Origin of the sequence: Agrilactobacillus fermenti (genome assembly GCF_021030645.1) — a bacterium.
GTDB lineage: Bacteria > Bacillota > Bacilli > Lactobacillales > Lactobacillaceae > Agrilactobacillus > Agrilactobacillus fermenti.
Genome location: NZ_JACGCJ010000002.1, coordinates 24,937 through 51,816 on the forward strand (window position 1 = coordinate 24,937; position 26,880 = coordinate 51,816).

The 26,880-nt window shown below is 39.0% G+C and carries 22 protein-coding genes; 5 read left to right on the forward strand and 17 right to left on the reverse strand.

From position 1 onward, the window contains the following. Positions 1-82: 82 nt before the first annotated feature. Positions 83-1,096: a GntR family transcriptional regulator gene (locus tag FHQ08_RS00725; RefSeq protein WP_230912464.1), complete on the forward strand. Its 1,014-nt coding sequence runs from the start codon at positions 83-85 to the stop codon at positions 1,094-1,096. A gap of 13 nt (positions 1,097-1,109) precedes the next feature. On the opposite strand, the gene FHQ08_RS00730 is transcribed toward FHQ08_RS00725, so the two are convergent. From FHQ08_RS00730 to obgE, 8 genes are all read right to left on the reverse strand, one after another. Beyond that, positions 1,110-1,835: a hypothetical protein gene (locus FHQ08_RS00730; RefSeq protein WP_230912465.1), complete on the reverse strand. Its 726-nt coding sequence runs from the start codon at positions 1,833-1,835 to the stop codon at positions 1,110-1,112. A 116-nt stretch (positions 1,836-1,951) separates the two neighbouring features. Next, complete coding sequence (gene rpmF / locus FHQ08_RS00735) at positions 1,952-2,131, reverse strand: 50S ribosomal protein L32 (protein WP_230912466.1); 180 nt, start codon at positions 2,129-2,131, stop codon at positions 1,952-1,954. Positions 2,132-2,258: 127 nt separating this feature from the next. Next, positions 2,259-4,871: an ATP-dependent chaperone ClpB gene (clpB, locus tag FHQ08_RS00740; protein WP_230912467.1), complete on the reverse strand. Its 2,613-nt coding sequence runs from the start codon at positions 4,869-4,871 to the stop codon at positions 2,259-2,261. A 187-nt stretch (positions 4,872-5,058) separates the two neighbouring features. Continuing rightward, complete coding sequence (locus tag FHQ08_RS00745) at positions 5,059-5,487, reverse strand: lipopolysaccharide assembly protein LapA domain-containing protein (protein WP_230912468.1); 429 nt, start codon at positions 5,485-5,487, stop codon at positions 5,059-5,061. A 26-nt stretch (positions 5,488-5,513) separates the two neighbouring features. Further along, positions 5,514-6,323: an SDR family NAD(P)-dependent oxidoreductase gene (locus FHQ08_RS00750; protein WP_230912469.1), complete on the reverse strand. Its 810-nt coding sequence runs from the start codon at positions 6,321-6,323 to the stop codon at positions 5,514-5,516. Further along, the gene (gene rnz / locus FHQ08_RS00755) at positions 6,292-7,257 is read right to left on the reverse strand and encodes a ribonuclease Z (RefSeq protein WP_230912470.1); all 966 of its coding nucleotides are present in this window, start codon (positions 7,255-7,257) and stop codon (positions 6,292-6,294) included. The genes FHQ08_RS00750 and rnz overlap by 32 nt, the downstream gene beginning before the upstream one ends. Positions 7,258-7,347: 90 nt before the next feature. Continuing rightward, on the reverse strand, positions 7,348-9,315 hold the full coding sequence (locus FHQ08_RS00760) for an acyltransferase family protein (protein ID WP_230912471.1): 1,968 nt from the start codon (positions 9,313-9,315) through the stop codon (positions 7,348-7,350). Positions 9,316-9,380: 65 nt separating this feature from the next. Beyond that, positions 9,381-10,670 (reverse strand): GTPase ObgE, encoded by a 1,290-nt coding sequence (gene obgE / locus FHQ08_RS00765; RefSeq protein ID WP_230912472.1) that lies wholly within the window; start codon positions 10,668-10,670, stop codon positions 9,381-9,383. Between the two features lie 186 nt (positions 10,671-10,856). On the opposite strand from obgE, the gene FHQ08_RS00770 reads away from it, so the two are divergent. From FHQ08_RS00770 to FHQ08_RS00780, 3 genes are read left to right on the forward strand one after another with little or no spacing between them, the layout of a single operon-like run. Then, positions 10,857-11,612 carry a DeoR/GlpR family DNA-binding transcription regulator gene (locus tag FHQ08_RS00770; protein ID WP_230912473.1) on the forward strand — a complete coding sequence of 252 codons (756 nt, stop codon included), beginning with the start codon at positions 10,857-10,859 and terminating at the stop codon, positions 11,610-11,612. Continuing rightward, on the forward strand, positions 11,609-12,523 hold the full coding sequence (gene pfkB / locus FHQ08_RS00775) for a 1-phosphofructokinase (protein WP_230912474.1): 915 nt from the start codon (positions 11,609-11,611) through the stop codon (positions 12,521-12,523). The genes FHQ08_RS00770 and pfkB overlap by 4 nt, the downstream gene beginning before the upstream one ends. Positions 12,524-12,549: 26 nt before the next feature. Next, positions 12,550-14,511, forward strand: coding sequence for a PTS fructose transporter subunit IIABC (locus FHQ08_RS00780; RefSeq protein ID WP_230912475.1), 1,962 nt, complete (start codon positions 12,550-12,552; stop codon positions 14,509-14,511). Positions 14,512-14,575: 64 nt separating this feature from the next. Here the strand turns inward: FHQ08_RS00780 and uvrC are convergent, their stop codons facing one another. The 3 genes from uvrC to FHQ08_RS00795 all read right to left on the reverse strand — a co-directional run bounded on the left by uvrC (position 14,576) and on the right by FHQ08_RS00795 (position 18,710). Beyond that, positions 14,576-16,381, reverse strand: a complete 1,806-nt coding sequence (gene uvrC, locus FHQ08_RS00785) for an excinuclease ABC subunit UvrC (protein ID WP_230912476.1) — start codon at positions 16,379-16,381, stop codon at positions 14,576-14,578. A 117-nt stretch (positions 16,382-16,498) separates the two neighbouring features. Continuing rightward, complete coding sequence (locus FHQ08_RS00790) at positions 16,499-17,239, reverse strand: amino acid ABC transporter ATP-binding protein (protein ID WP_407929100.1); 741 nt, start codon at positions 17,237-17,239, stop codon at positions 16,499-16,501. Continuing rightward, on the reverse strand, positions 17,232-18,710 hold the full coding sequence (locus tag FHQ08_RS00795; protein WP_230912477.1) for an ABC transporter substrate-binding protein/permease: 1,479 nt from the start codon (positions 18,708-18,710) through the stop codon (positions 17,232-17,234). The genes FHQ08_RS00790 and FHQ08_RS00795 overlap by 8 nt, the downstream gene beginning before the upstream one ends. 155 nt (positions 18,711-18,865) lie before the next feature. Between FHQ08_RS00795 and FHQ08_RS00800 the strand changes: the two genes are divergently transcribed. Further along, a complete protein-coding gene (locus FHQ08_RS00800) occupies positions 18,866-19,009 on the forward strand; it encodes an SPJ_0845 family protein (protein WP_230912478.1) in 144 nt (47 codons plus the stop codon). A 243-nt stretch (positions 19,010-19,252) separates the two neighbouring features. Here the strand turns inward: FHQ08_RS00800 and yihA are convergent, their stop codons facing one another. The 6 genes from yihA to FHQ08_RS00830 form a co-directional block, all read right to left on the reverse strand. Then, a complete protein-coding gene (gene yihA, locus FHQ08_RS00805) occupies positions 19,253-19,864 on the reverse strand; it encodes a ribosome biogenesis GTP-binding protein YihA/YsxC (protein ID WP_230912479.1) in 612 nt (203 codons plus the stop codon). 89 nt (positions 19,865-19,953) lie between these two features. Continuing rightward, positions 19,954-21,204 (reverse strand): ATP-dependent Clp protease ATP-binding subunit ClpX, encoded by a 1,251-nt coding sequence (clpX, locus tag FHQ08_RS00810; RefSeq protein ID WP_230912550.1) that lies wholly within the window; start codon positions 21,202-21,204, stop codon positions 19,954-19,956. Between the two features lie 162 nt (positions 21,205-21,366). Then, positions 21,367-22,650, reverse strand: a complete 1,284-nt coding sequence (gene tig, locus FHQ08_RS00815; RefSeq protein WP_230912480.1) for a trigger factor — start codon at positions 22,648-22,650, stop codon at positions 21,367-21,369. A gap of 162 nt (positions 22,651-22,812) precedes the next feature. Continuing rightward, complete coding sequence (tuf, locus tag FHQ08_RS00820) at positions 22,813-24,003, reverse strand: elongation factor Tu (protein ID WP_230912481.1); 1,191 nt, start codon at positions 24,001-24,003, stop codon at positions 22,813-22,815. 182 nt (positions 24,004-24,185) lie between these two features. Continuing rightward, on the reverse strand, positions 24,186-25,121 hold the full coding sequence (locus FHQ08_RS00825) for a hypothetical protein (RefSeq protein ID WP_230912482.1): 936 nt from the start codon (positions 25,119-25,121) through the stop codon (positions 24,186-24,188). A gap of 32 nt (positions 25,122-25,153) precedes the next feature. Then, the gene (locus FHQ08_RS00830) at positions 25,154-26,872 is read right to left on the reverse strand and encodes a ribonuclease J (protein ID WP_230912483.1); all 1,719 of its coding nucleotides are present in this window, start codon (positions 26,870-26,872) and stop codon (positions 25,154-25,156) included. Between the last annotated feature and the right edge of the window lie 8 nt (positions 26,873-26,880).

Consider the following 26,880-nt stretch of genomic DNA (forward strand, 5'->3'; position numbering starts at 1 on the left):
AATGCCATGAGATGTCCTAACTGCCGAATTACTATATCATTTTATAAATATGATATAATATAATGAAAAGGAGTGCTGCACCATGTCGGAACCGTTATATCAAGTGATCATCAATGACCTATCTCAGCTAATCAACACGCAACAATTAAAGCCTGGTGATCGTTTACCTACCGAGTCAGATTTAAGCAAGCAATATCAAGTCAGCCGCATAACTGCAAAACGTGCACTAGATGATTTAGAACGCGCTGGTATGATCTATCGCAAGCGTGGGGCTGGCAGTTTTGTCGCTAAACCAGTGACAACTAATAACCCCCAAAATACCATCCACCAAATCTATCTCATTTTTGAAAAACGCCAAGATCAAGAATTACAATTTGAATTAACCTTGCGCCAGGCCTTACAAGAGACCAAGAACTGCCAATATTATCGGGTGCTCAGTTTTGATCTCAAGCAGGCCAATCAACTAGACTTAGGCTCATTACAACCGGCGACAGATCAGGTTCTTGTTCTAGGTCATTTATCATCTGAAAACTTAATATATCAAATACAATTAAAAGATATATCATTATACCATATCATACCATTTGCTAATGCTAGCTCTCAAACTATTCCACCAACCATGCAACTTAACACACAAGCTTTTACCCAACTACTCCTAAGTTGGGTGACAAGTACAAATGTTTTCTATCAACAACCTTCTGCCAGCGCTGGTTTAACAGATTTATCATTCGTCCCTAGTATTATCAACCAACTAAAAACAACTCAACCAAAATTACTGCAACATTTCCACTTTACGACCGCTCAATCCCCTACTATTAACTTTGACTCCGAATTAGATTCACAGACCAAAATTATCTTTACAAATTTTTACGACCTGATCAATTTTCAAGCTACCCATTCAAAGATAGATATAGACCTGGAACCTGTTCTATATACGACATTTTTGACAGCTCAACAAATGGCCTATTTAAGAACAAATCAAATCACTAGCTATTACTTCCCTTTAGCACCAATTATTAAAGCCGTTTTGGAAATTTTAACCCAAAAAAATGATGTCAATGATCTACCCATCATCGACATCATGAAATTGTCTTAAATCTTTTATCTACTTATTTAGTGATAAAAACATAAATATTTTTATCACTAAAGGCAACGTCGAATTTGACCCCTTTAGATTTAATGGTGTCAATTGTCGTTTTACCATTTTTTACAGATTTCGTTTTATCCCCGAACTGTTTGAGCACTGTTTTGCCATCAGCGCCAGTTACTGTAGCTAACGTAGCTAATTGGGTTGCAAAAGCCGTCAAATCCTTTTTCTGTTTCATGTTCGACGTCTTAGTAATTAACGTTAAGCCCATTAATTGATCATTGCTAACAACACCACGCACCGTTAATTTATTATCCTTTGCAATTAAACCGTTGTATTGATGTTTTTGCGATAAATTATCGACTAATTGTAAAGGCGTTTGTTGTGTTGCTTGACTAGCCATCGTATAACCTGCCAGAAATTGAGCAAACGGCATAATCGCAGTTGCCTTATTTACGGTTACTTGTTTTTGCAGTGATCCCGATTTTATGGCAACTTCAGCAGTTTGATTCGCACGAGGGATTGTAATGGCAAAAGCACCATCACGTACAGGCGCTTCTTGCCATTTACCATGAGCTACCTGATACTTCACTTGACTTGTGTTAGCATGCCCCTTAATAACTGTGGCCATCAAATCTGGTTGATAATTTTTCTTATTCGTACTTAATTTCTGAGTTTGACACCCAGATAGGATAACCATCAAAACAATACCCATCAAACTCAAAACCCATTTTCGTGTCTTTTGCATTTTCTACGCTTCCCATATTCAAAAATAACGAACTTATAAATATACACATAAAATAAGTAAAGGTGACTGAAATCAGAATTGATTTCAACCACCTTTTTGTAAAAAATATAGACAAACTAATCGTTGTTGTCTTTAATAACTTGTTGGCCTTTGTAATAGCCCTTTGGTGAAACGTGATGACTTACGCGGTATTCACCACTAGTTGCATCAAAATGAACATTAGGTACATTCAATTTAATGTGACCACGGCGCATACGTTTCTTGGTTTTTGAGGTTCTTCTTGCTGGAACTGCCATGTCTATTCAAACTCCTTTAATTAACTTTGCAAAATTAATAAATTAGTCGCGTGAGAATCGACTCATCTCGGCTAAAAAGCCTACAACAAACATAATACTAGATGTTTCACTATGAAGCAAGTTTATTTTAAATAATTGGTGTCTTGGATTGTACTTTTTCGTGCTTAAAAGTCAAAGTATTACCAACTAAATCAATTGTCACTAAACTATGTGGTAAGATATGTCCAGCTATAATCTCTTTTGCCAATGGCGTTTCTACTTGACCAACAATGAATCGTTGTAATGGCCGTGCTCCAAAAGCAGGATCATATCCCTTCTCTGCAATCCACGTTTGTGCCGTCGGTGTCACCGTAAGTTTAATTTCTTGAGCTGCTAATCGCTTTGTCAGCTGTTGAATCAATTTTACCACAATCTGTTTTACCGCTGTTAAAGTTAATGGATCAAAAATAACAATATCATCAATTCGGTTCAAAAATTCTGGTTTAAAATGACCTTGTAGTAGACTTCGCACTTGCTGATGCGTTTGTGCCGTAATACCCGCATCAGACTGTTGGGCGTCTAGCAAAATATCAGACCCTAAATTAGAAGTCATAATGATAATTGTATTTTTAAAGTCGACAGTTCGGCCTTGTCCATCTGTCAAACGGCCGTCATCCAAAACTTGTAATAAAATATTAAAAACGTCTGGATGTGCTTTTTCAATTTCATCCAATAAAACAATGGTATAAGGGTTTCGACGAACAGCCTCAGTCAACTGTCCGCCCTCTTCGTACCCGACATACCCAGGAGCGGCTCCGACTAGCCGTGAGACCGCATATTTTTCCATATATTCACTCATATCGATACGAACCATATGCTTTTCAGAATCAAATAAATCTTCAGCCAGTGTTTTCGCTAACTCAGTTTTCCCAACGCCAGTTGGTCCTAAAAACAGAAACGATCCAAGTGGCCGATCAGGATTTTGCAAGCCAGCTCGACTGCGGATCACTGCATCAGCGACCAATTGAACAGCTTGATCCTGGCCGATGACACGTTGATGCAAAGTATCTTCTAAATGTAATAATTTTTGTCGGTCACTGGCAACTAATTTTGCCACTGGAATACCGGTTTGGCGACTGACGACATCAGCAATTTCATCAGCTGTTACGGATTCTTGAACCAAATTATCAGCCGAATTTTCTTTTTTCTCTAAATCAGTTAATTCCTGCTTTAGCTTTGGTAAGGTGCCATGTTGAATTCGAGCCGCTGCTTCTAAATCATACTTAGCTTGAGCATCCTCTAATTGATGTTTTGCTTTATCAATTTGCGTCTTTTTCTCATTGATTGCATTAATTTCTGATTTTTCAGCCGACCATTTTGTACTTAATTGATTGATCTTTTCTTGTAAATCAGCTTTACGCTGCTTGATTTCAACTAAACGTGCTTGGGAGGCAGGATCGCTTTCTTTTTTCAAAGCAGCTTCTTCAATTTTAAGCTGCATCATTTTCCGCGTTTGTTGATCCAGTTCTGTGGGCATGGAATTCATTTCAACATTGATGTTTGCACTTGCCTCATCAACTAGATCAATTGCTTTATCCGGTAAAAAACGATCTGTAATATAGCGATTTGACAAGGTCGCCGCAGCTACAAGCGCATTATCATGAATACGTACACCGTGGAATATCTCAAAACGTTCTTTTAATCCTCGCAAGATCGTAATCGTATCTGCTACACTGGGTTCTTGAACCAATACCCGTTGAAAACGACGCTCTAAGGCTTTGTCTTTTTCAATATTTTCTCGATATTCATCTAAGGTCGTTGCTCCAATTAAATGCAGTTCTCCGCGAGCTAACATTGGTTTTAGCAAATTACCAGCATCCATTGAACCTTCTGTTTTGCCAGCGCCAACGATCGTATGAATCTCATCAATGAAAACAATAATCTGCCCTTCGCTTTGTTTAACTTCTTTTAAAACAGCTTTAAGTCTCTCCTCAAATTCACCACGGTATTTTGCACCTGCAATTAATGTCCCCATATCCAAAGAAATAATCGTCTTATCTTTTAGATTATCAGGAACGTCGCCCTTGACGATTCGTTGGGCTAGACCTTCAACGATAGCAGTCTTACCAACGCCTGGTTCCCCAATTAGAACGGGGTTATTTTTAGTTTTTCTTGAAAGAATACGAATGACGTTGCGTATCTCTTCATCGCGACCAATAATTGGATCTTGATCACCAGAACGAACTGCCTTGACAAGATCGGTCCCATATTTTTCCAATGCTTGGTAGTTGGCCTCTTGGTTTTTTGAAGTTACACGCTGGTTTCCTCGAATATCTAGGATCGTTTGCCGTAGTTTGTCGGCCGTTACACCATGCTCATTTAAAAATTTAGTTAGTGGCTGATATTGCTGTTTTAATAAAGCCAATGGTAACGTATCTGCAGCAATGAAGTCATCTTTTAATTCTTGACGGATCGTATTCGCATCATTAAATAATTGATAAAGATTCTGGCTCATATTTTGACCATAATTGGCTTGCCCTTGAACTACGGGTAGGGCATCTAGCTCATGGTCAATTTGGGTTTCAAACGCTGCCGTATCCACATTAACCTTTTTTAAAAGATCCGGCAAAACTTCACCAGGTTGCATCAAGACTTTAAATAAATGTGCAATATCGATTTCTGTATGATGCCGCGTCACGGCAACTTGTTGAGCTGCAGCAAGTGCTTCTTGAACAACCTGTGTTAATAATTCTGGATTCAAAAAATCACCCCATTATGATATTTGAGTAAAACCACTTATATCTAATTTAAATAAATTAGCAACGAAATACGTTTCAAATTAAATTATTCATAGCTAAGTAGAGGCCGGCAACAAAACCGCAGTTTTGTTCCGACCTCCTCACTCTATAATCTAACCATCTCAAGTGCAACATACTTAAGTCTGAAAATTATTTATCCGATGCATCGAATTGATTTTTTGCTAACTGTCCTTTTTGTTGGGCGTTTCCATTGGATTGGACTTGTAATTGCTTGATTTTTTCATCTTTTTTAGCTAACTCAGCTTGATACTGTTGATCCAGCTTTTTAGTCGTTGTTGTGATAGCTTCAGCCACAGCAGCTTGTTTAATTTTATCAGCATCATCTATTTGTGTTGTCAGGTGTTTCAATTGTTTCTTCATATTATAATTACCCATCGTGGCAAATAAGTAAGTTACTAAAGCCCCTAGTAAAATACTGATAAATAGAATCAAGATTAACGGCAACTTTACAATTGTGAAACCAAAACTGATTTGAACTTGTTTTTGATTGATCAGAGCAAAAACAACCAAAATAACAGCAATAATCAAACCCAATATGAAATTACGTTGTTTCTTCATCTAAATTCCCCCACCGGCAAATAAAATTATTTCTTATTGAAAAGCTCACTAGTTAAATAATCCCCAATACGTGGAAAAATATCATAAAAGTGTGCTGCCAAAGCCATGATAGCTGGTGTATTAATTTCACGTACAGAAAAACCAACAGCACTCACAATTCGTTGAGCCAGCCGATCTGCATTTAATGTGAAAGCCCCTACCGATTTAAGGTAAGTTCCACTTTCATCAGCAATATTGAAAAAGTCTGTAGCAACTGGACCAGGATTAACAGTCGTTACCTGGATATCAAAAGGTTTTAGTTCTAGGCGCAAGCCATTAGCATAGCCAACCACAGCAAATTTAGCTGCGGAATAAATTGCGCTCTTATTCGTTGCAATTTTACCAGCCATTGAACCTAACAAAATAATATGGCCTGGTTTTCTGTCAATCATTAGTTTTGCAATTAGACGTGAAATATAAATCGTTCCTAAAACATCAACTTGAATCAAGCGCTCGATCATCGCCGGTTCCATGTCAACTGTGTTTGTAAACTTACCAAACCCGGCTGCATTGATCAAAACATCGGGAATGCCAACTTCATTAACGACCCGTCGACAAAAATAGTCAATATTATCAGGATCAGAAATATCTAAGGTAAAGCCATATGCTGACCGCCCCGATAAAGCCGCACACTGCTTAGCGACTAGATCCAGCTGTGCTTGGCGCCGCGCTGCTACGATCACAATCGCCCCCCGTTTAGCTGCCTGTAAAGCACTAGCTCGACCAATGCCTGAAGATCCTCCAGTGATGACAACAATCTTACCATCAAGATTTCTTAACGCTGCTAATTTTTTCATTGATTGACCTCTTTTGAAAAGGAATATTTATTTCGTCAAAATCAGATACGACTTTTGTATTCCGAAAAACCATTTGGGCATCAGTCTGTAATTCATGAACCAGCTTGCCCAAATACCGCGCTGAAATATGGGTTAATAGTAACTGTTTTACCTGTGCTTGCTTGGCAATCGTTGCAGCTTGAATATTTGTTGAATGATAATATTGCTTCGCAAGTTTAGCTTCATCCCGGCCAAAGGTACTTTCATGTACTAGCACGTCAGCATGCTCTGCAAGTGCTAAAGCATGTTGGGTTTTTCGTGTGTCGCCTAAAATAGCTACGATACGCCCTGGCTGTTCCGGTGTCACATAATCTTGACCGCTGACAATTCGGCCGTCAGCCAATTTTACAGTCTCACCTGCTTTTAGTTTAGCATAAACTGGTCCCGAAGGAATATTATCTTCTTTTAATTTATCAACTAGCAGGATCCCTGGATGCGGTTTTTCTACAATTCGATAACCAAAACTTTGAATGCGGTGATCTAATTCATCTGCAAACACAGAAAAAGTGTCATCTTCAAACACAAGACCGGGTTTAACAGTGACAAAACTTAGCGGGTAACTTAAACGTGTCTCAGAGACTCTCAAGGCAGATCGTACAAAATCTTCAATACCTCTAGGGCCATAAATGGTTAGCGCACTATTTCCACCTTGATTAGATCGACTGGAAAGCAACCCCGGTAATCCAAAAATATGATCACCGTGTAAATGAGTTATAAAAATTTTGTCAATTTTTCGTGGCCGAATTGTTGTGTATAAGATTTGATGTTGGGTCGCTTCACCAACATCAAATAGCCAAATTTCGTTGCGCTCAGCTAATAGTTTCAATGCAATGCTTGTAACGTTACGTTGCTTGGCTGGTGTCCCAGCCCCAGTTCCTAAAAATTGTAACTCCATGGACGACTTCCTATCTATAAATTTAACAAAATCGCTAAAAATTAAGCTGGAAGCTAAATGAGATTCAGCCAACCAGCTTAAGCTTATATTCTAAGATTTTACATTTAATATTTGTTTGGCAATATATGTCGCATAATACGGCCCACCAACGGTATTAGGGTGTACACGATCCGCATAAAACCAGTCATCGTGACTATTAGAATAGTCAAACCAGTCAATCACAACCAAATTCTTATACCTCTTCGTTGCTCGATTCAAAGTATCATTGACCGGATTTTGCCATTCACGAGTTGGGACACGAACATTGATCCAATAAACTTTGCGTTCTGGACCGAATACAGCCATTAACTGATCCATTTGTTCTGGCGTAAATGGGCCATTTGTGCCTAAACCTACAAGAATATTATCAGCTAAAGCCCCTTGATCAGCCAAGCCCTTAGCTTCACCAATCACAGAAACCATTTGTTTACCAACATCAGCCTTCATCAACATTTTAGGGAATATTTGCTGCAACATATTTTGGCCATCCAACATAACCGAATCCCCAAAAGCTGTGATTTGCATATTCTGTGCGGCTTGTAGTGCTGTTTGAGGAATGCCATATTGTTTTCCCAATTGCTCATTAACAGGGTGCGATTTAGCACGACTTTCTAGTTCCTGACTGGAAGAAATGCTTAATGAACGACTCAAAGAAGCATTCTTCTGTGCCAATTTTTTCTGTCTATTTTCTTTTTTGGCTTCTTGAATCAATTTGGCATTTCGCTTTGCATTTGCCTTTTTGTTCTTGTTAATTTTCTTTGCCAGTTGTGAATTATTTGCTGCACCAGGCTTAACAGTTGTTGCTTGAACAGCGCCTGTCATTCCTGCCACTAAAATAAACATCGATACAAAGGCAATGATACGTGTCCGGCGACTTTGAGTGCCTTTTCGTGAAAATAATGACTTGAAAAATACCCCTGTTTGCGAATAATCAAAATGGGCTAAAGGCTGTTCAATATAACGGAAAGATAACTCACTGATCAGCAAAATCATCACCGCTTCAATGACATGGTAAAGTACTTGGTGATCAGCAATATTAGTCATTTTAGATTCAAAAAAAATCATTACTGGAAATTGGTATAAATAAATGCCATAACTTCTTGATCCAATCCAGGAAAAAATCGGATTAGTCAATACCCCGTTCCAATCTGCACCTGGATGTGCCACGATAGCAATTAAAACAGTTGCTAGGAATGAGAATAAAAACATACCGCCACGATACAAAGCAGCCCCTTGATCAGTTAATTGCATAAACAAAAATGCCATGCCTACAAAACAAACAATACCAATAGTATCCAATAAAACCCGATCACGGGCCTCAATATCCGCCCTTAATCGCGCACTCGGCCATACGATACCCAAAGCACAACCAAACAAGATACTAAACATCCGCGTGTCAGTACCATAGTAAATCCGACTGGGATCTATATGGGGCTGATATAAGATAGCCATTAGGACAGCGGAAAAAATTGCCAGAACCATCGTGACATTGAATAGCCGCGATCTTTTCTTCAGTAGCTTTAACATACAAACCATTAGAATCGGCCAAACAATATAAAATTGACCTTCAATTGATAACGTCCAAAGATGCGTAAAAGGGGATTCATTATTAGCAAAGCGCTCAAAATAAGATTGGCCATTTACGATTTGCCACCAATTGTATACGTTCAGTAAATTCGTTAAAATAATTTTATGCAAATTAGCTAACAAATTGCGTTCAAAGAAAACAATATAAGCACTCGTACTGAATAACACAGCAACTAATGCTGGATAAATACGTTTTAAACGTTTAACAAAAAATGTCTTAAAATCGAACTTGCCCATTTTTTGATATTGAGTAATCAACTGATCTGTGATCAAATAACCAGAAATCGCAAAAAAGATTGGCACCCCAAGATAACCACCCTTAAATACGTTAGGGTTCATGTGATATAAAATAACGCCTAAAACCCCTAAAGCGCGTAAGCCGTCGAATCCAGTTATATAACGTCTCTTTTTTGTTTGTTGCGTATTATTCATCCTGCCAAATCCTCAATTATGCATATTTAAATCTCTTCATTAAATTGTGTGTCAATATCTCAAACTTAATCAACAAATTCAAAGCTAAAGTCAGCAATGGTTACGGTATCACCATTTTTGGCACCAGCAGCTCTTAATCCTTCTTCAATCCCCATTGATTTCAATTGTCTTGCGAAACGCAATACACTGTCATCATGATTCAAATTCGTCATCTTAAGTAAACGTTCAACTTTTTCTCCTGTTACAATATAAGCACCCGTCTCGTCTTGGTGAATTGCAAAATCAGCTGCTTTTTGGGTTTCATAGTCATAGGTCTTTGCTGCTACAGGTTCAGGCTGTGCTTTTGGTATTTGTTCTAAAGCCGTAGCCGCTGTGGTTAATAACTGACGCACGCCACTATGAGTTACGCTTGAAATTGCAAAAATAGTTGCATCTTTGAAATGCTTGGATTTAGCCAATGCTTGCTTAAATTCATCAAGACGTTCCTGAGCTCCTGGTAAATCTAATTTTGTAGCCACAATAATTTGTGGTCGATTCAAAATTGTGGGGTCATAAGTTTCTAATTCATGATTGATCTGCTCAAAGTCATCAATTGGTACTCGGCCATTTTCGGGGTCCATATCTACTAAATGTAAAATGACTCGTGTGCGTTCAATATGACGTAAAAACTGAAATCCAAGGCCAACGCCATTTGAAGCACCCTCAATTAGCCCAGGTAAATCAGCCATAACAAAATCACGACCATCACTCAACTGCACCATCCCTAAGTTAGGCACTAAAGTTGTAAAATGATATGCTGCAATTTTAGGTTTCGCACTGGTAGCCACAGATAATAAGGTAGATTTACCAACCGAAGGATATCCAACCAGTCCTACATCAGCGATAACACGTAATTCCAATTTGATTTCTAAATCTTGCCCAGGCTCACCGTTTTCGGCAATTTCTGGGGCACGACGCCGAGAATTGGCAAAATGAATGTTGCCACGACCGCCACGACCACCTTGAGCTACCACCAGTTGTTGTCCAATTTCCGTTAAATCGCCAATCAATTCATCTGTCTCTGCATTTTTAACCATCGTGCCTTGGGGTACCTTAATAACCGTATCTTCAGCACCGTGGCCATACATACTTTTATTCATACCATTTTCACCATTAGCAGCCTTAAAAATCCGCTTATAGCGAAAATCCATTAACGTCCGTAACCCTGGATCAACGACAAGGACAATACTACCGCCTTTTCCGCCATCACCACCGGCTGGACCCCCCTTTGGCACATACTTCTCTTTTCGGAATGCAACAGCACCATCGCCGCCTTTTCCTGCTTTCACTTGTATCTTAACTTGGTCGACAAACATCGGTAACGCCCTTTCTACGACCTCTAGAATCCATTTAATTATTCTACTTATTTTAACAGGAAAAGTAAATATAACCTAGCCTTAAAACAGAATTTAAAAAAATAATAACAGAAAATGACAGGTTTTGAACGTTTTTTGTTGATTTTTGCTGGTTAACCGATTACAATACCAAATGGAGTTGAGTGTATGTTAACAGAAGAAAGACAGCATTATATTTTGAAGTGCTTGCGTACCAAAGAAATTGTCAAACTACAAGATCTAGTTGCACACACCAAAGCCTCTGAATCGACCGTTCGTCGAGATCTTCAAGAACTCGAGGATGCTGGTCGTTTAGTGCGGATTCACGGTGGTGCTAAGCGTTTGAACAATTTAATGGACGAGCCAAGCCAAACTAGCAAGGCTAACACCAACGTTGCAGAGAAACAGCAAATTGCTGAATATGCGGCCACTAAAATTCACCAGGGTGATGTGATTTTTATGGATGCCGGGACAACTGTCCAAGCATTGATTCCCTTCTTAACGCCAGCACAGCACGTGACTATTGTGACAACTGGCGTTGACACAGCTGCACTGCTGGCAGAGAAACAGTTGCATATTTATTTAATTGGCGGACAAATTAAAAATCTAACCAAAGCTGTTATTGGCGCTAAAGCCATTGCTGAACTGAATGACTATCGTTTTGATCTAGCGTTTATTGGTACAAACGGAATCGACGAACAAAATGGTTATTCTACACCAGATCCTGAAGAAGGTGCCCTTAAACGTATCGTTTTAAAACGGTCGGCCGAGCGCTACATTCTAGCAGAAGCCAATAAATTTGGCCGTGTTTCCTTTGACCGATTTGGTAATCTTTCTGATGCCGAAATCATCACTTCAACTATGCCAGAAAAGTTTCAACATCTAAAAACATATACATCTATAGAGGAGGTCGTTCATTTTTGATTTATACTGTTACCGCAAACCCATCCATTGATTATGTTGTAACAACTGACAAAATCGAATTAGGTACTGTTAATCGTTTAGATTCCAGCACTTCACTACCCGGAGGCAAAGGTATCAATGTTTCCCGAATTCTTCGTCAATTGGGTTTACCAACCACGGCATTAGGGTTTATTGGGGGTTATACAGGGCGTTTCGTTAAAGAGGCTTTAGAAAAAGACCACTTAACGACTAGTTTCACTGAAGTGGCTGATGATACGCGTATTAACGTTAAGATCAAAGCTGACCAAGAAACCGAAATCAACGGTCAGGGGCCAACGATCAGTTCTGAAAATGTCGCTGATTTCAAAACAAATTTAAAGCAGCTTCAAGCTGGTGATGTGGTGGTTATGTCCGGTAGTCTGCCACCTGCCCTACCTGATACTTTTTATCGCGACCTGATTCCAATGATTCAAGCTCAAGGTGCTGATTTTGTCATCGATACGACTGGTCAGGCATTAAAGGATACGCTATCAGCACACCCCTTAGTAGTAAAACCGAATCATCATGAGTTAGCCCAACTCTTCAATGTTCAACTTGATGACTTGGAAGATATTGCGAAGTATGGCCGCAAGCTATTAGATCTTGGTGCTAAAAATGTTTTGATTTCGATGGCCGGCGATGGTGCCTTTTTGATTACGTCTGACCAAACATATTATTCAAAAGCACCGAAAGGCACTGTGGTCAATTCTGTTGGTGCTGGTGATTCAATGATTGCTGGTTTTACAGGTACATTTGCTAAGACTAAAGATCCAATGGCTAGTTTTAAAATTGGCCTTGCCTGTGGTAGTGCGACAGCTTTTGCTAAAGATTTAGCTACAAAAGCACAAATCGATGCTTTGTTACCTAAAATCACTATTGAAGCATTTAATTAAGTTAAAATTTTGAACGGAGGATTTCAATGGACATACGAGATTTATTGCTAAAAGATGTCATGATCATGGATCTTAAAGCAACTACCAAGCAAGGTGCAATCGATGAAATGGTGCATCAGTATTATGTCAAAGGTGTCATTGACGATGAAGCAGCCTACAAAGCTGATATCATCAAACGTGAAGCCCAATCTACCACTGGTATCGGTGACGGTATCGCCATGCCTCATGCTAAAAACAAAGCAGTTAAACGCGCTACTGTATTATTTGCTAAGAGTTCAAAAGGTGTCGATTATGATGCTTTAGACGGACAACCAGTTTATCTGTTCTTTATGATTGCTGCTCCTGAAGGGGCCAATAATGAACATTTACAAGCATTAGCTGCACTTTCATCACTATTAATTGATCCCGATTTAGTTGCCGCCTTAAAACAAGCCAAAACACCTGAAGAAGTTCAAAAACTTTTTGGCGATGCCCAAGCAGCCAAAGAAGCGAAAGAGGCTCAAGAAGCTGCCAAAGAAAAGGCTGAAGCAGAAGCTAAGTCTGCTGCTCAGACACCAACAACGGATGCTAAAGCAGATAAGCCATTTATTGTAGCCGTTACTGCTTGCCCAACTGGGATCGCACATACTTATATGGCTGAAGCGGCACTAAAAAAACAAGCAGAAGCAATGGGTGTTGATATCAAAGTCGAAACGAACGGTTCAGAAGGTGTTAAGCATCGCTTGACTGCTGATGATATTGCTCGGGCAACTGGTGTCATTGTAGCTGCTGATAAAAAAGTTGAAATGGATCGTTTTGACGGCAAGCGCTTATTAAATCGCCCCGTTACAGAAGGTATCAATAAACCTGAAGAACTGATTCAAGAAACTTTAGATCAAAAAGCCCCTGTTTTTCATGGTAATGGCGCTGCCGATTCTGAATCTGGCAGTTCAGAGCAAAAATCAGTTGGTAGCCAAATTTACGCCAATTTGATGAATGGTATCTCTAATATGTTACCGTTCGTTGTCGGCGGCGGTATTTTAATGGCTATCTCCTTCTTGTTGGAACACATAGTTGGTGCGAAATCAACTTGGTTCGTCTTTCCAAATCAAATCGGTAACTTTGCCTTTAGTTTCTTGATTCCAGTATTAGCGGCATACATTGCTGAATCAATTGGTGATCGACCGGCATTAATGCCTGGTTTCGTTGGAGGCTATATGGCTTCCCAAGCTGCAGCTAGTTTCTTCCCTTCTAAAAGTCCAGCAGGCTTCTTAGGCGGTTTAGCTGCAGGTTTTATCGCCGGTTATGTGATGATTGGCTTAAAGAAATTATTCAAGAATTTACCGCACTCACTTGATGGCTTAAAACCAATTCTGATTTTCCCAGTGTTGGGCTTACTCGTTGTTGGTGCCATCATGTACTTTGCCGTTGATCCAATCTTTGCCGTTATCAATGCTGCAATCACAAACTTCTTAAAGAGTATGGGTACTGGTAATGCCGTAATTTTAGGTGTCATTCTTGGTGGGATGATGTCTATCGATATGGGTGGTCCTTTCAATAAAGCGGCTTATACCTTTGCTATTGGCGCCTATACAGCAACTGGCGATGGTACACTGATGGCTGCTGTTATGGCCGGCGGGATGGTGCCACCGTTGGCAACTGCCATTGCAACTACTTTCTGGAAAGATAAGTTTACCGGTGATGAACGCCGAGCTGGGATTAGTAACTACATCCTAGGTATCTCCTTCATCACAGAAGGGGCGATTCCATTTGCAGCCAGTGATCCACTTCATGTGATCACATCTAGCGTGATTGGTTCCGCAATTGCTGGTGGCTTAACACAATTATGGCATGTCAATGTTCCGGCGCCTCATGGTGGTATTTTCGTTATTTTCCTAGCAAATAAACCACTATTCTATCTATTGTCATTTGTGATCGGTGCCATTATTGCCGGCGTGATCTTAGGTGTTTGGCGGCCAAAACGTCAAGCTGAAAAAGAAGCGATTTAATTAAATATCAAAAAACCACATTTCCGTTCAAAACGAGAAATGTGGTTTTTTATTTGAGCGATAGTTAACTCTTTACAGCGGTATTTAACGATAACTTGATCATTTGTGCTGTTGTTTTAGAAACACCCACTGCTTGAATATCAGCAACTGATGCCGTCTTGATCTTGTTTAGCGAACCAAACGTTTTCAGCAACTTAGTTCGTGTTTTCGGACCAACACCTTTAATAGTTTCTAACTGCGAGCTGAGACTGTTTCGCGAATGCGTTTTTCTATGGAAAGTTATAACGAAACGATGAACTTCATCTTGAATGCGTTGCAGTAAATAGAATCCTTGGCTCTTATGGTCTAAAGGCACCTCGTGAATATGAGCATCATCGCCAAACAATAACGCGGCTGTTTTGTGCTTATCATTTTTAACCATCCCGGCCAACGGAATATTCAAATTTAATTCGTTCTCAAGAACATCCCGGGCGGCTAACATTTCAATTTCGCCACCATCCATTAAAATTAAATCTGGTAAATCTGCATGTTCCTTTAATAAACGCGTATAACGCCGTCGAATCACTTCCCTGGTATTGCTAGCTTCATCAGCTCCATTTTGATGTTCGACCTCACCCTTAAGTTTATATTTGCGATACATATTTTTCTCCGGGCGCCCATCCACAAACATGACCATAGCCGAAACAGGATCTTGACCCATAATATGGGAATGGTCAAAAGCTTCGATAACATGACCCTTCGGCAAACCCAAGGCAGAAAATATCTCGTCCTGTGCGCCAATCGTCTTACTTTCATCTAGTTCCATCAATCGAAATTTTTCATCTAATACTAATTTGGCATTTTTCTTCGCTAACGCCATTAATTCTCGCTTTTCACCGCGTTGTGGTGTCCGCATCGGCACACCTACCAAAGACTCAATATTAGCGATATCTACGCTCTTAGGCACCAAAATTTCCTTTGGAGGTAAATTATTTTTACGATTATAGAACTGCAATATAAATGTTGTAAACTCTTCGACAGGATCATTAATAATTGGTGCAATTTTCTTCTCGCGCTTCATTAACCGAGCTTGACGGATAAAAAAGACTTGGATCGAAATATAACCACGGTCATAATAAAAATTAAACAGATCTCTAGAGGTGTGGTCGTTAGAAATAATTTTCTGTTTTTCAACAGTTTGTTCAATATATTGAATCTGATCTCGTAGTTCAGCAGCACGTTCAAATTTCATTTCAGCAGCTGCCTGCTGCATCTTTTCAGATAGTTCTTTTTTAATATGTGCTACATTACCGTTGAGAAATTTTTTGATTTTTTCAATTTGTTGGTCATATTCTGCTTCAGGCACATCTTTAAAACAAGCACCTAAACATTGCCCCATATGATAATACAAACATGGTCGGCCTAAATGGCCCGGGCAACGGCGTAAAGGATAAACTTTCTGTAAAAAGCGCATGGTTTCTTCAGCCGCATAAACATTTGGATATGGGCCAAAATAATAAGCGCCGTCTTTTTCAATTTTACCGGTGATTTTCATCATTGGATCACGTTCATTGGTGATTTTGATATAAGGATAACCAGTGCCGCGCTTCAAACGAATATTATAATAAGGTTGGTGTTTTTGAATCAAAGTGATTTCTAACAGAAAGGCTTCTTTATCAGTAGAAGTTACAATCGTTTCAAAGTCACGGATTTCAGAAACCAACCGCTCTGTCTTACCGGTATGCGAACTTTTAAAGTAAGAACGCACACGATTCTTTAAATTTTTGGCTTTACCTACGTAAATAATTTTGCCGTTAATATCTTTCATCATATAACAACCCGGTAATCCGGGGAGTAAAGCCAATTTATGTTCGATCAGCTCAGTTGCCATACTTTCACTTCCTACTTTTATAATGGCAAACAAGTAAATTTATATTTTTGCCTTACTATCATACATACAAAAAGCAGGAATAGCAACTATTCGCTACCCTGCTTATTTTTTAATATTTTATTGGGCTAATACCTTTGACAAAAAGTCCTTGGTCCGTTCGTTCTGCGGATGATCAAAAATTTGCTCTGGGGTCCCTTTTTCAGCAATATTACCGCCGTCCATAAACCAAACTTCATTCGCAACTTGGCGGGCAAAGCCCATTTCATGGGTCACAACTACCATGGTCATGCCATCAGAAGCTAAATCCTGCATAACTTTCAAAACTTCACCAACCATCTCTGGATCTAAAGCAGAGGTTGGTTCATCGAATAACATAACGTCTGGATCCATCGCTAACGCTCGGGCAATCGCCACCCGCTGCTGCTGCCCACCAGAAAGGCTATCTGGATAAGCAGCCTTTTTATCAGCTAAACCGACTTTTTCTAAAAGTTCAATGGCATGAGTTTGTGCCTTAGCTTCAGCTTCATTTTTAACCCGTTTTGGGGCCAACGTTAAATTATCTAAAACATTCATATTCGAGAATAAATTAAAACTTTGAAATACCATTCCCATTTTTTCACGAATATCATCTAACGCTTTTTCTGAGAGCCCTGTCAAATCGGTGCCTTCAAATGAAACTTTACCAGACGTCGGTTTTTCCAATAAATTTAGGCAACGCAGGAACGTACTCTTACCACCACCTGAAGGTCCGATCACAACGATCACTTGACCGCTATTGACTGTTCCGTCGATACCTCGCAAAACTTTATTTTCTCCGAATGTCTTTGTCAAATTCTCAACTTTTAACATTTCAGTCATGTTGCATCTTCCTTTCAGCACGGTTCAAAATCCGAGACAAGGTGAACGTTATAATAAAGTAAATAATCATTGCCACTGCAATTGGTGCAACGCCACGATAGGTAGCAGCTTGAACGGCACGCAATTGATAAATTAGATCCGTGACCCCAATAATCGAAACAATTGAGCTCTCTTTGATCAAAGAAATAAACTCATTACCCAATGATGGCCAAATAATTTTGACGGCTTGAGGTAAGACAACTGTCTGCATGGCATCTCGATGCGACATACCCAAAGAACGTGCAGCCTCCACTTGACCGGTAGGTACTGAATCAATCCCACCACGTATGATCTCAGCGACGTAAGCGGCACTATTTAGCGCCACAGCCACAACACCAGCAAAGAACGCTGGAATATTATTCCATAGCATCCCAACGCCGAAATAAACGAACATGACTTGAATCATCAATGGTGTGCCCCGAACAAACTCAATATACCAAACAGCGGGATAATGGATAAAAGTACGCTTGCTTAAACGTCCCATGGCAAAAAGTGTGCCCAATATGATCCCAATCACAACAGCGATTGCTGTAATTAGCAATGTATATCCGATCCCTTTGGCAAAATACGTCCAGTAGTGAAACATCGAAACATTTTGCGTATTCGTAGCCATGTATTTGCCAGCACTCGCTAAATATTGCTTGGTTAAATGTTTAGCTTTGATCTTATCTAAACTTTGATTGACCTGATTCACTAAGCTATCAGAATGTTTTGCAAACGCAATCGCCGTGCCGGTCTCATCACCGCCCAAATCAAACCCAGCATCAATACTAGCTAAGCGTGAATCATTGGCCACATAAGCTTGTGCCACGGCATCCTCGGCAACAATCCCCTCAATTTTGTTGGTTTCCAACGAAAGAATTAAATCGGTAACTTTTGTAAGTCCCTTCTTTTTTGTCCCTTTCATCTGCTTATTCGCCAGATTCTGTTGCAAGCTACCGGTCTGTACACCTACTGTTTTACCTTTGAAAGAATCCTTATTTTTATATAAACGCTTATCTTGTTTACGTACAATAATGGATTGTCTAGCATGATAGTAAGGTTCAGAGAAGTCCACACTTTGTTTGCGCGTTTCAGTTGGCGTCATTGCTGACAGCACCATGTCTACTTTGTGCGTCTCTAATGCAACAAGTAAGCTGTCAAAGTCCATTTGTTTGATTTCGAGTTTGACACCTAAATCCTTGGCGATTTGCTGCGCAACTTGTACATCCATACCAACAACTTTATTTTTCCCATTGACTTTCGTAATAAACTCATAGGGCGGATAATCTGGACTGGTACCCATTACAATGACACCCTTTTGTTTGATACGCTGCAATGAGTTGTCTGCCGCATGGACTGGCGTAATCGTACCTAATAAGCCAATAAAAGCAAATAGGACTAAACCTAAAGATAATAATAATTGCTTAAAATAATTTTTTCGCCTTAACATAATAACTCCTATTTATAATTGATGAGCACTAGTATACACTAATATTCATTAATATTCAATATAACCGGCATTTTTCTTATATTTATACATAAAGGTGCAATAATTGTGTTTTTCAATGAATCTGATAGAATACAAGTAAAGAAAGGAATGATTATATGGGACTAACCGTTAAACGTGATGTTGATCTGACTGGTTTATTTGATAAATTTGCAACTATGCCAGATTTAGAAGATGACAAAAAGAAAAAGGATACAAAAAAAGAAAAAAAAACAACTGACAGTCAAAAAGAAGATAAATAAAAATGACGAGGGCGAAAACAAAATTAACGTTTTGTTTTCGCCCTCTATCTGTTTGCTAGTAATTTTAGTTTAAACGTGTTCCAAAAGGCAACACCTTCACCTAACAACGAACGGCTCAAATGGAAAGGCCACCGTTTTTCGCAATTCTTATTAGTGCTCAGGCGCTGAATATCTTTTGTCTCACTCCTATCACTTTTTAATAAAGCTTATCACCCAATGCAATATTTAAACAAGTCGCAGCCATCATTGCACAGATTTAATAACAAAATCAACCTGGGTATGTGCCTTGATCCACTGCCAAATTTCATCATGGCCGACCTTTGTTTCCGCACTGAAGAAAACAAATTGATCACTAGGATCAAATTGCAACTTCTGTTTGATGATCTTTGTCTGCTTATTATGCTGACTTCGTTTGATTTTATCTACTTTAGTTGCGACGACAAGCACAGGTAAATCATAATACTTGAGATAGTTGTACATATTAAAATCGTCCTCTGTAGGCTCGTGTCGGGCATCAACTAATAATACAGCACCCTGTAACACTTCTCGCGTTTGCAGATACGTTTCAATAATTTGGCCAAAACGTTCTCGCTGCTGTTTTGAAACCTTAGCATAACCATAACCTGGAACGTCCACAAAAATTAGTTGCTTTTCAATTTGATAGAAATTCAAGGTCTGCGTCTTACCCGGCTTACTAGAAGTACGTGCCAGTGCTTTGCGACTTAACAAGGTGTTGATCAATGAAGATTTACCCACATTCGAACGCCCAGACAGGACGATTTCCGACAAGCCATCTTGAGGATATTGTTTTGGGTCAACGGCACTGATCAATAAGGTTATATCATTAAATTGCATAATTCACTCCAATACTTTTACTAAAAAAACTGGCACAGAACATATTCTGCCACCAGCTCTTTTAAAAACATCAACATAACTTTAACTTTTTAAGAAGCCTTTTTACCGTCAACCAAAACAAGTTCAGGCTCGGCATGGTCTTCAACCGCAGCCTTCGTTACAATTGCTTTAGCAACATCATCACGACTAGGCAAATCAAACATCATATCCATCATAACTTCTTCAATAATTGAACGAAGACCACGTGCACCAGTGTCACGTTCAATGGCTTCATGAGCAATAGCATGTAAAGCATCATTTGTAAACTCTAGCTGCACATCATCCAGAGACAATAACTTTTGGTATTGTTTAACAAGTGCATTCTTGGGTTCAGTTAAAATGCGAACTAAATCATCCTCAGTTAATTTCTCTAAAGCTGCAATAATTGGAATACGTCCAATAAATTCAGGAATGATACCAAACTTCATCAAATCTTCAGGAATAATTTGCTGCATCAAACTTTCATTTTCGTCAAGTTGTTGATTTGTATTCGTCCCAAAACCAATCGTTTTTTCACCCAGGCGATTTTTAACGATTTGTTCAATTCCATCAAAAGCACCACCAACAATAAACAAGATATTGGTTGTATCAATTTGAATAAACTCTTGCTGTGGATGCTTACGACCGCCCTGAGGTGGCACATTAGCTGTAGTACCTTCAAGTATTTTTAATAGAGCTTGCTGTACCCCTTCACCAGAAACATCACGTGTAATGGACACATTTTCACTCTTCTTAGCAATTTTATCGATTTCATCGATATAAATGATCCCACGTTGGGCACGATCAACATCGTAATCCGCATTTTGCAGCAACTTGAGTAAAATGTTTTCCACATCTTCACCAACATACCCAGCTTCGGTCAACGTTGTTGCGTCTGCAATAGCAAAAGGCACATTCAAAATACGCGCAAGTGATTGAGCTAGAAACGTTTTACCTGAACCAGTTGAACCAATCAAAGCAATGTTACTTTTTTGCAGTTCGGTATCATCTTCTTTAGCCACCGACATTTGATTGACCCGTTTGTAATGGTTATAAACGGCAACTGAAAGGGCCTTTTTTGCATCATCTTGACCAATAACGTATTGGTTCAAAACATCTAAGATTTGTTGTGGTTTTGGCACATCTACAAGATCATGATAAGCTTCTTCTTTAAATTCTTCATCAATAATTTCTTTGCATAAATCGATACATTCATTACAAATATATACACCGGGGCCGGCAACGATTTTCTTGACCTGATCCTGGGTTTTGCCGCAGAACGAACACTTGACAGGTCCAGAGGTTTCCATATTGTCAAACATTGAATTAATCAACCCTTCCATTACCCATAATCCTGCGGGTAATTCATAACTAATACTACATGAACGATAGCATAGAAACAACAGTTCGTAAAGTAATGCGCTTAAAAAAGAGGTAAACAGTAATTGAGTTCACCGTTTACCTCCCTTTTAAATGCTTATGCTTTAAGCTTCTTTAGCTGAATCAGCTACGATATCAATTGCCTTTTTAACAGCAATATCGTGGCTTAACATATCATTCGTTAATGTTTGTCGAACTGTTTTTTCGTCCATATTATATTCTGAAGCTAAGTTTTTAATTTCATCATTGATCTCATCTTCAGATGGTTTAATGTCTTCAGCTTTTACAATAGCTTCCAACACTAAATTTGTACGAACACGTTCATCAGCATCTTTTTCAAATTGCTTGTGTAAGTCGTCTTCCGATGTTCCAGTTAATTGATAGTACATTTGTGGTGAAATACCTTGACGTTGCATATTTCCAAGGTATTGGTTCATTTGGTTATGCACTTCTTCATGAACCATAGCTTCTGGTAATTCTTCGATAGTTGCATTCTTAACCGCTTCAGAAATGGCAGCATCTTGAATTGCTTCATCCGCAGCTGTGTTCTTCTTTTCAACTAAATCAGCTTTGATTTTCTTTTTAAGTTCATCCAAAGAATCAACATCTTCATCAACATCTTTAGCAAACTCATCATCTAGTTTTGGCAACTCTTTTGTTTTAACTTCATGGATCTTAGTTTCAAAAGTAGCTTCTTTACCAGCCAAATCTTTAGCTTGATAATCTTCAGGGAAAGTTACTTTAACTTCAACGTCGTCCCCAGCTTTATGACCAATCAATTGATCCTCAAACCCAGGAATGAAAGAATTTGAACCTAACTCTAAAGAGTAGTTTTCTGCGGAACCACCATCAAAAGGCTTGCCGTCGATGCTACCTTTATAGTCAATGACGACTGTGTCACCTTTCTCACTAGCACCATCTTCTTTAAGCACCAATTCAGCTTGATCTTCACGGCGTTTTTCAAGCTCGGCGTCAACATCAGCATCAGTTACATCTCGTTCTTGCTTAGGTACTGTTAAACCTTTATAGTCACCTAATTTGACTTCTGGTTTAACGGTTACCTTAGCTTTGATGACCCAAGGTTCGTTGGGTTCCATCTTTTCAACATTAATTTCAGGTTGATCAACTGGTTCGATAGCCGCTTCCTTGACAGCATTATCGTAAGCATCAGGTAAAACAATATTCAAAGCATCTTCATACAATGCAGCTTCACCATACATACGGTTAAATACTTGGCGCGGCACTTTGCCCTTACGGAACCCTGGCACATTTAAAGTCTTGCGCACACGTTTAAAAGCTTGATCTAAACCATCATTAATTTTATTGACATCAATTTCAAAGGTTAATTCACCATCATTGGTGCCTTTTTTTTCCCATTTTGCAGACATACGTTTCCCTCCGGATCATAACTTAAATACTTATTGCTTTTTTGCATACTAATTTATACTAACTTATGTGTTGCTAAAAGTAAATGATTTGGCAGAATTAATTAAGTGAATCCATAAAAAAAGACTTGGTTTCCCAAGCCCTTTTTTTAAAGCATCTTATTATTAGTCTAAGATTTCATTAACCATGCCGGCACCGACAGTACGGCCACCTTCACGGACAGTGAACTTAGTACCTTTTTCAATAGCAACAGGTGCAATCAAATCAACTTCAAAAGTAACATTATCACCAGGCATAACCATTTCTACACCTTCTGGTAACTCAATGACACCAGTTACGTCAGTTGTATGGAAATAGAATTGTGGGCGATAGTTTGAGAAGAATGGTGTATGACGGCCGCCTTCTTCTTTAGTTAAGATATAAACTTCACCTTTGAATTTGTTATGAGTTTGAATTGAACCTGGTTTAGCTAAAACTTGGCCACGTTCTACTTGTTCACGGTTAATACCACGTAGAAGTACACCAACGTTATCGCCGGCTTCACCAAAGTCAAGTGTCTTACGGAACATTTCAAGACCTGTAACAGTTGATTTCAAGATTTCTGGTTTCAAACCAATGATTTCAACTTCGTCACCGATTTTAACTTCACCACGATCGATACGGCCAGAAGCAACAGTACCACGACCAGTGATCGTAAATACGTCTTCAATAGGCATCAAGAATGGTTTGTCGTTATCACGTTCTGGAGTTGGAATATAGTCATCAATAACATCCATTAAATGCAAGATAACTTCTTCTTGTTCCTTATCGCCCTCAAGAGCTTTTAAAGCAGAACCGCGAATAACTGGAATATCATCACCAGGGTAATCGTATTCTGAAAGTAATTCACGAACTTCCATTTCAACTAAGTCGATCAATTCGTCATCGTCAACCAAGTCAGTCTTGTTTAAGAAGACAACGATGTATTCAACACCAACCTGACGTGCTAACAAGATATGTTCACGTGTTTGTGGCATAGGACCATCAGTAGCAGCAACAACTAAAATAGCACCGTCCATTTGAGCGGCACCAGTGATCATGTTTTTAACGTAATCCGCATGTCCTGGAGCGTCAATATGAGCATAATGACGTTTTTCAGTTTCGTATTCAACGTGGGCAGTGTTGATTGTAATACCACGTTCTTTTTCTTCTGGAGCTGCATCGATATCAGCATAGTCTTCAGCTTTCGCTAAACCTTTAGAAGCTAAAACCTTAGTGATAGCAGCAGTTAAAGTAGTTTTCCCATGGTCAACGTGGCCGATAGTACCAATGTTAACATGGGGTTTTGTTCTTTCATAATGTTCTTTTTCAGCCATTAAAAGAAACCTCCTGTATTTTTGACAAGAAAATGTTGGCACTCAGGCTACTTCATGCCAAAAATTCTCTAAGTTTAATTGTACTACTTTTAAGGGAGAAACTAAACATTTTCCTCTTAAAAATATCCTCTTTGCATTATACGTGCTTCCCTTTGATTTGTAAACATTCAAATCAAAAAAATTCACATATTTAATTCTGCAATATATGCTTCGATCTTATCCTGCCATCGCCGCACTTGCAAGTGTACCTTATCGCCTGTATCAGCGGTTTGTCCCTCATACTTAAGCAATAATTCATCTAGCCAAACAGCAGGCGCTTGCACGACTTCATCTGCAAATGGATACAAAAGTATAAATTGTAGATCTAACTCTTGTTGTATCTGTAACAAAATAATGGGATCATCTAGCGCCATATTCGTTAATTGTGTCCAGACGGTTTGATAACTTATGACCCGAAAATCACTTGGTAAAGTCGCCAAATCAACTGTTTTCACTTGTCCAAACCAGTTAAATGCCAGTTTTTGTTTAACAGCCAAAGGTGCAATGTAACTCAAAAGCTCGCTTTTATAAAGTGGATTAATCCAATCATTTTGCAGTACAACTGTTAATGCCTGCAAATAAACCGCTAGTGGTAATCGCTTGATTTCAGCAATAATATGCAGTTGTTCTGCTGGAGTTGCATTGACTAATGCATAGACCTGCCGCAGCTTTGCCTGCATCTGGACTTCATGACGCATCATTTTTTGTTCCTGCATTTGAATATAAGCCGTCAAAACATTAATCAGTTTAGCCGTCCGAAGATTTTTTAAATCACGGCGCGCCAAGATAAAGTCTCGATGTTTTACTAATAGTTGTAAATAATAGAATGTGCATTCTGAACCATGCTGCAAATATTCTTCAGAATATTCCTTCGTTAAAGCTAATGCTTCACCAAATTCGCCCATTTTGCTTAACAAAATTGAAAGTAAGTAATTCAATGAAAATGTTGGCCGCAATTCATAAGCTTGATAATAACATTCATACGCCCGATGCCACTTTGATTCATCAAAAAAATGGTTGCCTTGATCAATTAAAGTTTCAAAGTTCTTAGGAAACTTAATGACATTATCCTTTGGCATTGAATGCGCCCCTCACATAAAAGTCGTCAGTATCACTGATTTGAAGCTCGTTTTGCACGACTATGATTCTGTGAACGAATTTTATTTTGGTTGACCTCCATAATGACTGGCAAAATTACTGGATGCCGATGTGTCTGTTCGTACAAGAATTTACCGAGATCTTCTCGTACATCTTGTTTTAAGGTACTCCAATCGAATTCTTTATTATCTAAATTATTCTGGATTGTTTGGCTCACAATTTCAATACTCTCAGCCATTAAATCTCGATTTGCTTTAATATAAACAAACCCACGTGTAATCACCTTAGGCTTGGCTACAATCTTTTTATTTTTACGATCAATCGTTACTACTGCCACAAAGATCCCATCTTCTGAAAGGACTTTGCGGTCACGCAAAACAATATTGCCAATATCGCCAACACCACTACCATCGATCATAACATTGCCGGCATCAACCGATTGCCCTAGATTAATCCCCGCTTCTGTCAATGAGAGAACATCCCCATTTTGGGCTAAAAAGATATTTTTATAAGGTAACCCAGTTTCATGAGCAATTTCGGCATGAGCATCCATTAGGCGGTATTCACCTTGAACTGGTAGTAAATTTTTTGGATGCAACAAATTGATCATCAATTGTAGATCATTCTTATTTGCATGTCCTGAGGCATGTAAATCGTCAGAAATAGCCTTTACTTCACCACCAGCACGATAAATCATATCTTTTGTGCGGGCAACATTCGTTTCCATAGCATAGGAAGGTGTTGTCGTAATAAATACTAGATCTCCTTCGTGGATACGGACATTTCGATTACGTTTCTGAGCCATTTTTTGTAGCGCTTTGAGTGGTTCACCCATGCGCCCAGTTTCTAGAATGACGAGCTGGCTATCTTCGTACTTTTTCATATCTTTGATCGGCACTAAAATATCTTTAGCTGGAAACTCTAAATAGTGTAATCGCATAGCCGTCCGAACGATCCGTTCCAGATCACGACCAGTTAAGACCACCTTACGTCCGGTTTTATAAGCAGCATTAATTACCTGCTGAATGCGAACGATATTTGAAGCTACGGAAGCCACAATAATTCGACCGTCATGAAAATTAAAAGTTTCTTCCACATAACGAGAAATTTCCAATTCACTGACACTTGGTCCCATTGACTCAGCACTTGCAGAATCACTTAACAGCAAAGCAACCTCCTGCTTGCCAATTTCTGATAAGCGCGCAAAATCTGTTTGATACATAGGCATTGCCGATTGGTCAAATTTAAAATCACCAGTATAGACGATTTGACCCAAGCTCGTTTTAATAACTATCCCAAAAGAACCTGGAATTGAGTGAGTAGTTTTAAAGAAAGATACAGTTGCTTGTTCAAAGTCGATTGCCGTTTTCTCATTGACAACATGAAAATCATTAAATTTCTTTGTTAACGGGTCGCGTTCTGTATTGATTTTTGCTAACTCAACAGTCAACTTGGACCCAAAAACAGGAATATCACGATCTTTTAAGAAATAAGGTAACGCGCCAATCGCATCTGCATGTCCATGTGTTAAAAAGATACCAACAACCTTATCGATATTCTCTTCTAAGTAACTAAAATCAGGTATGACCACATCAATTCCTAAAAGTTCATTTTCAGGATATTTCAGGCCACAATCAAGCACAAAAATCTCATTATCAATTTCAACGGCGTACATATTTTTACCATTTTCACGCAATCCGCCAAAAGGGATAACTTTAATTGTTTGACTCATCTCTTCAC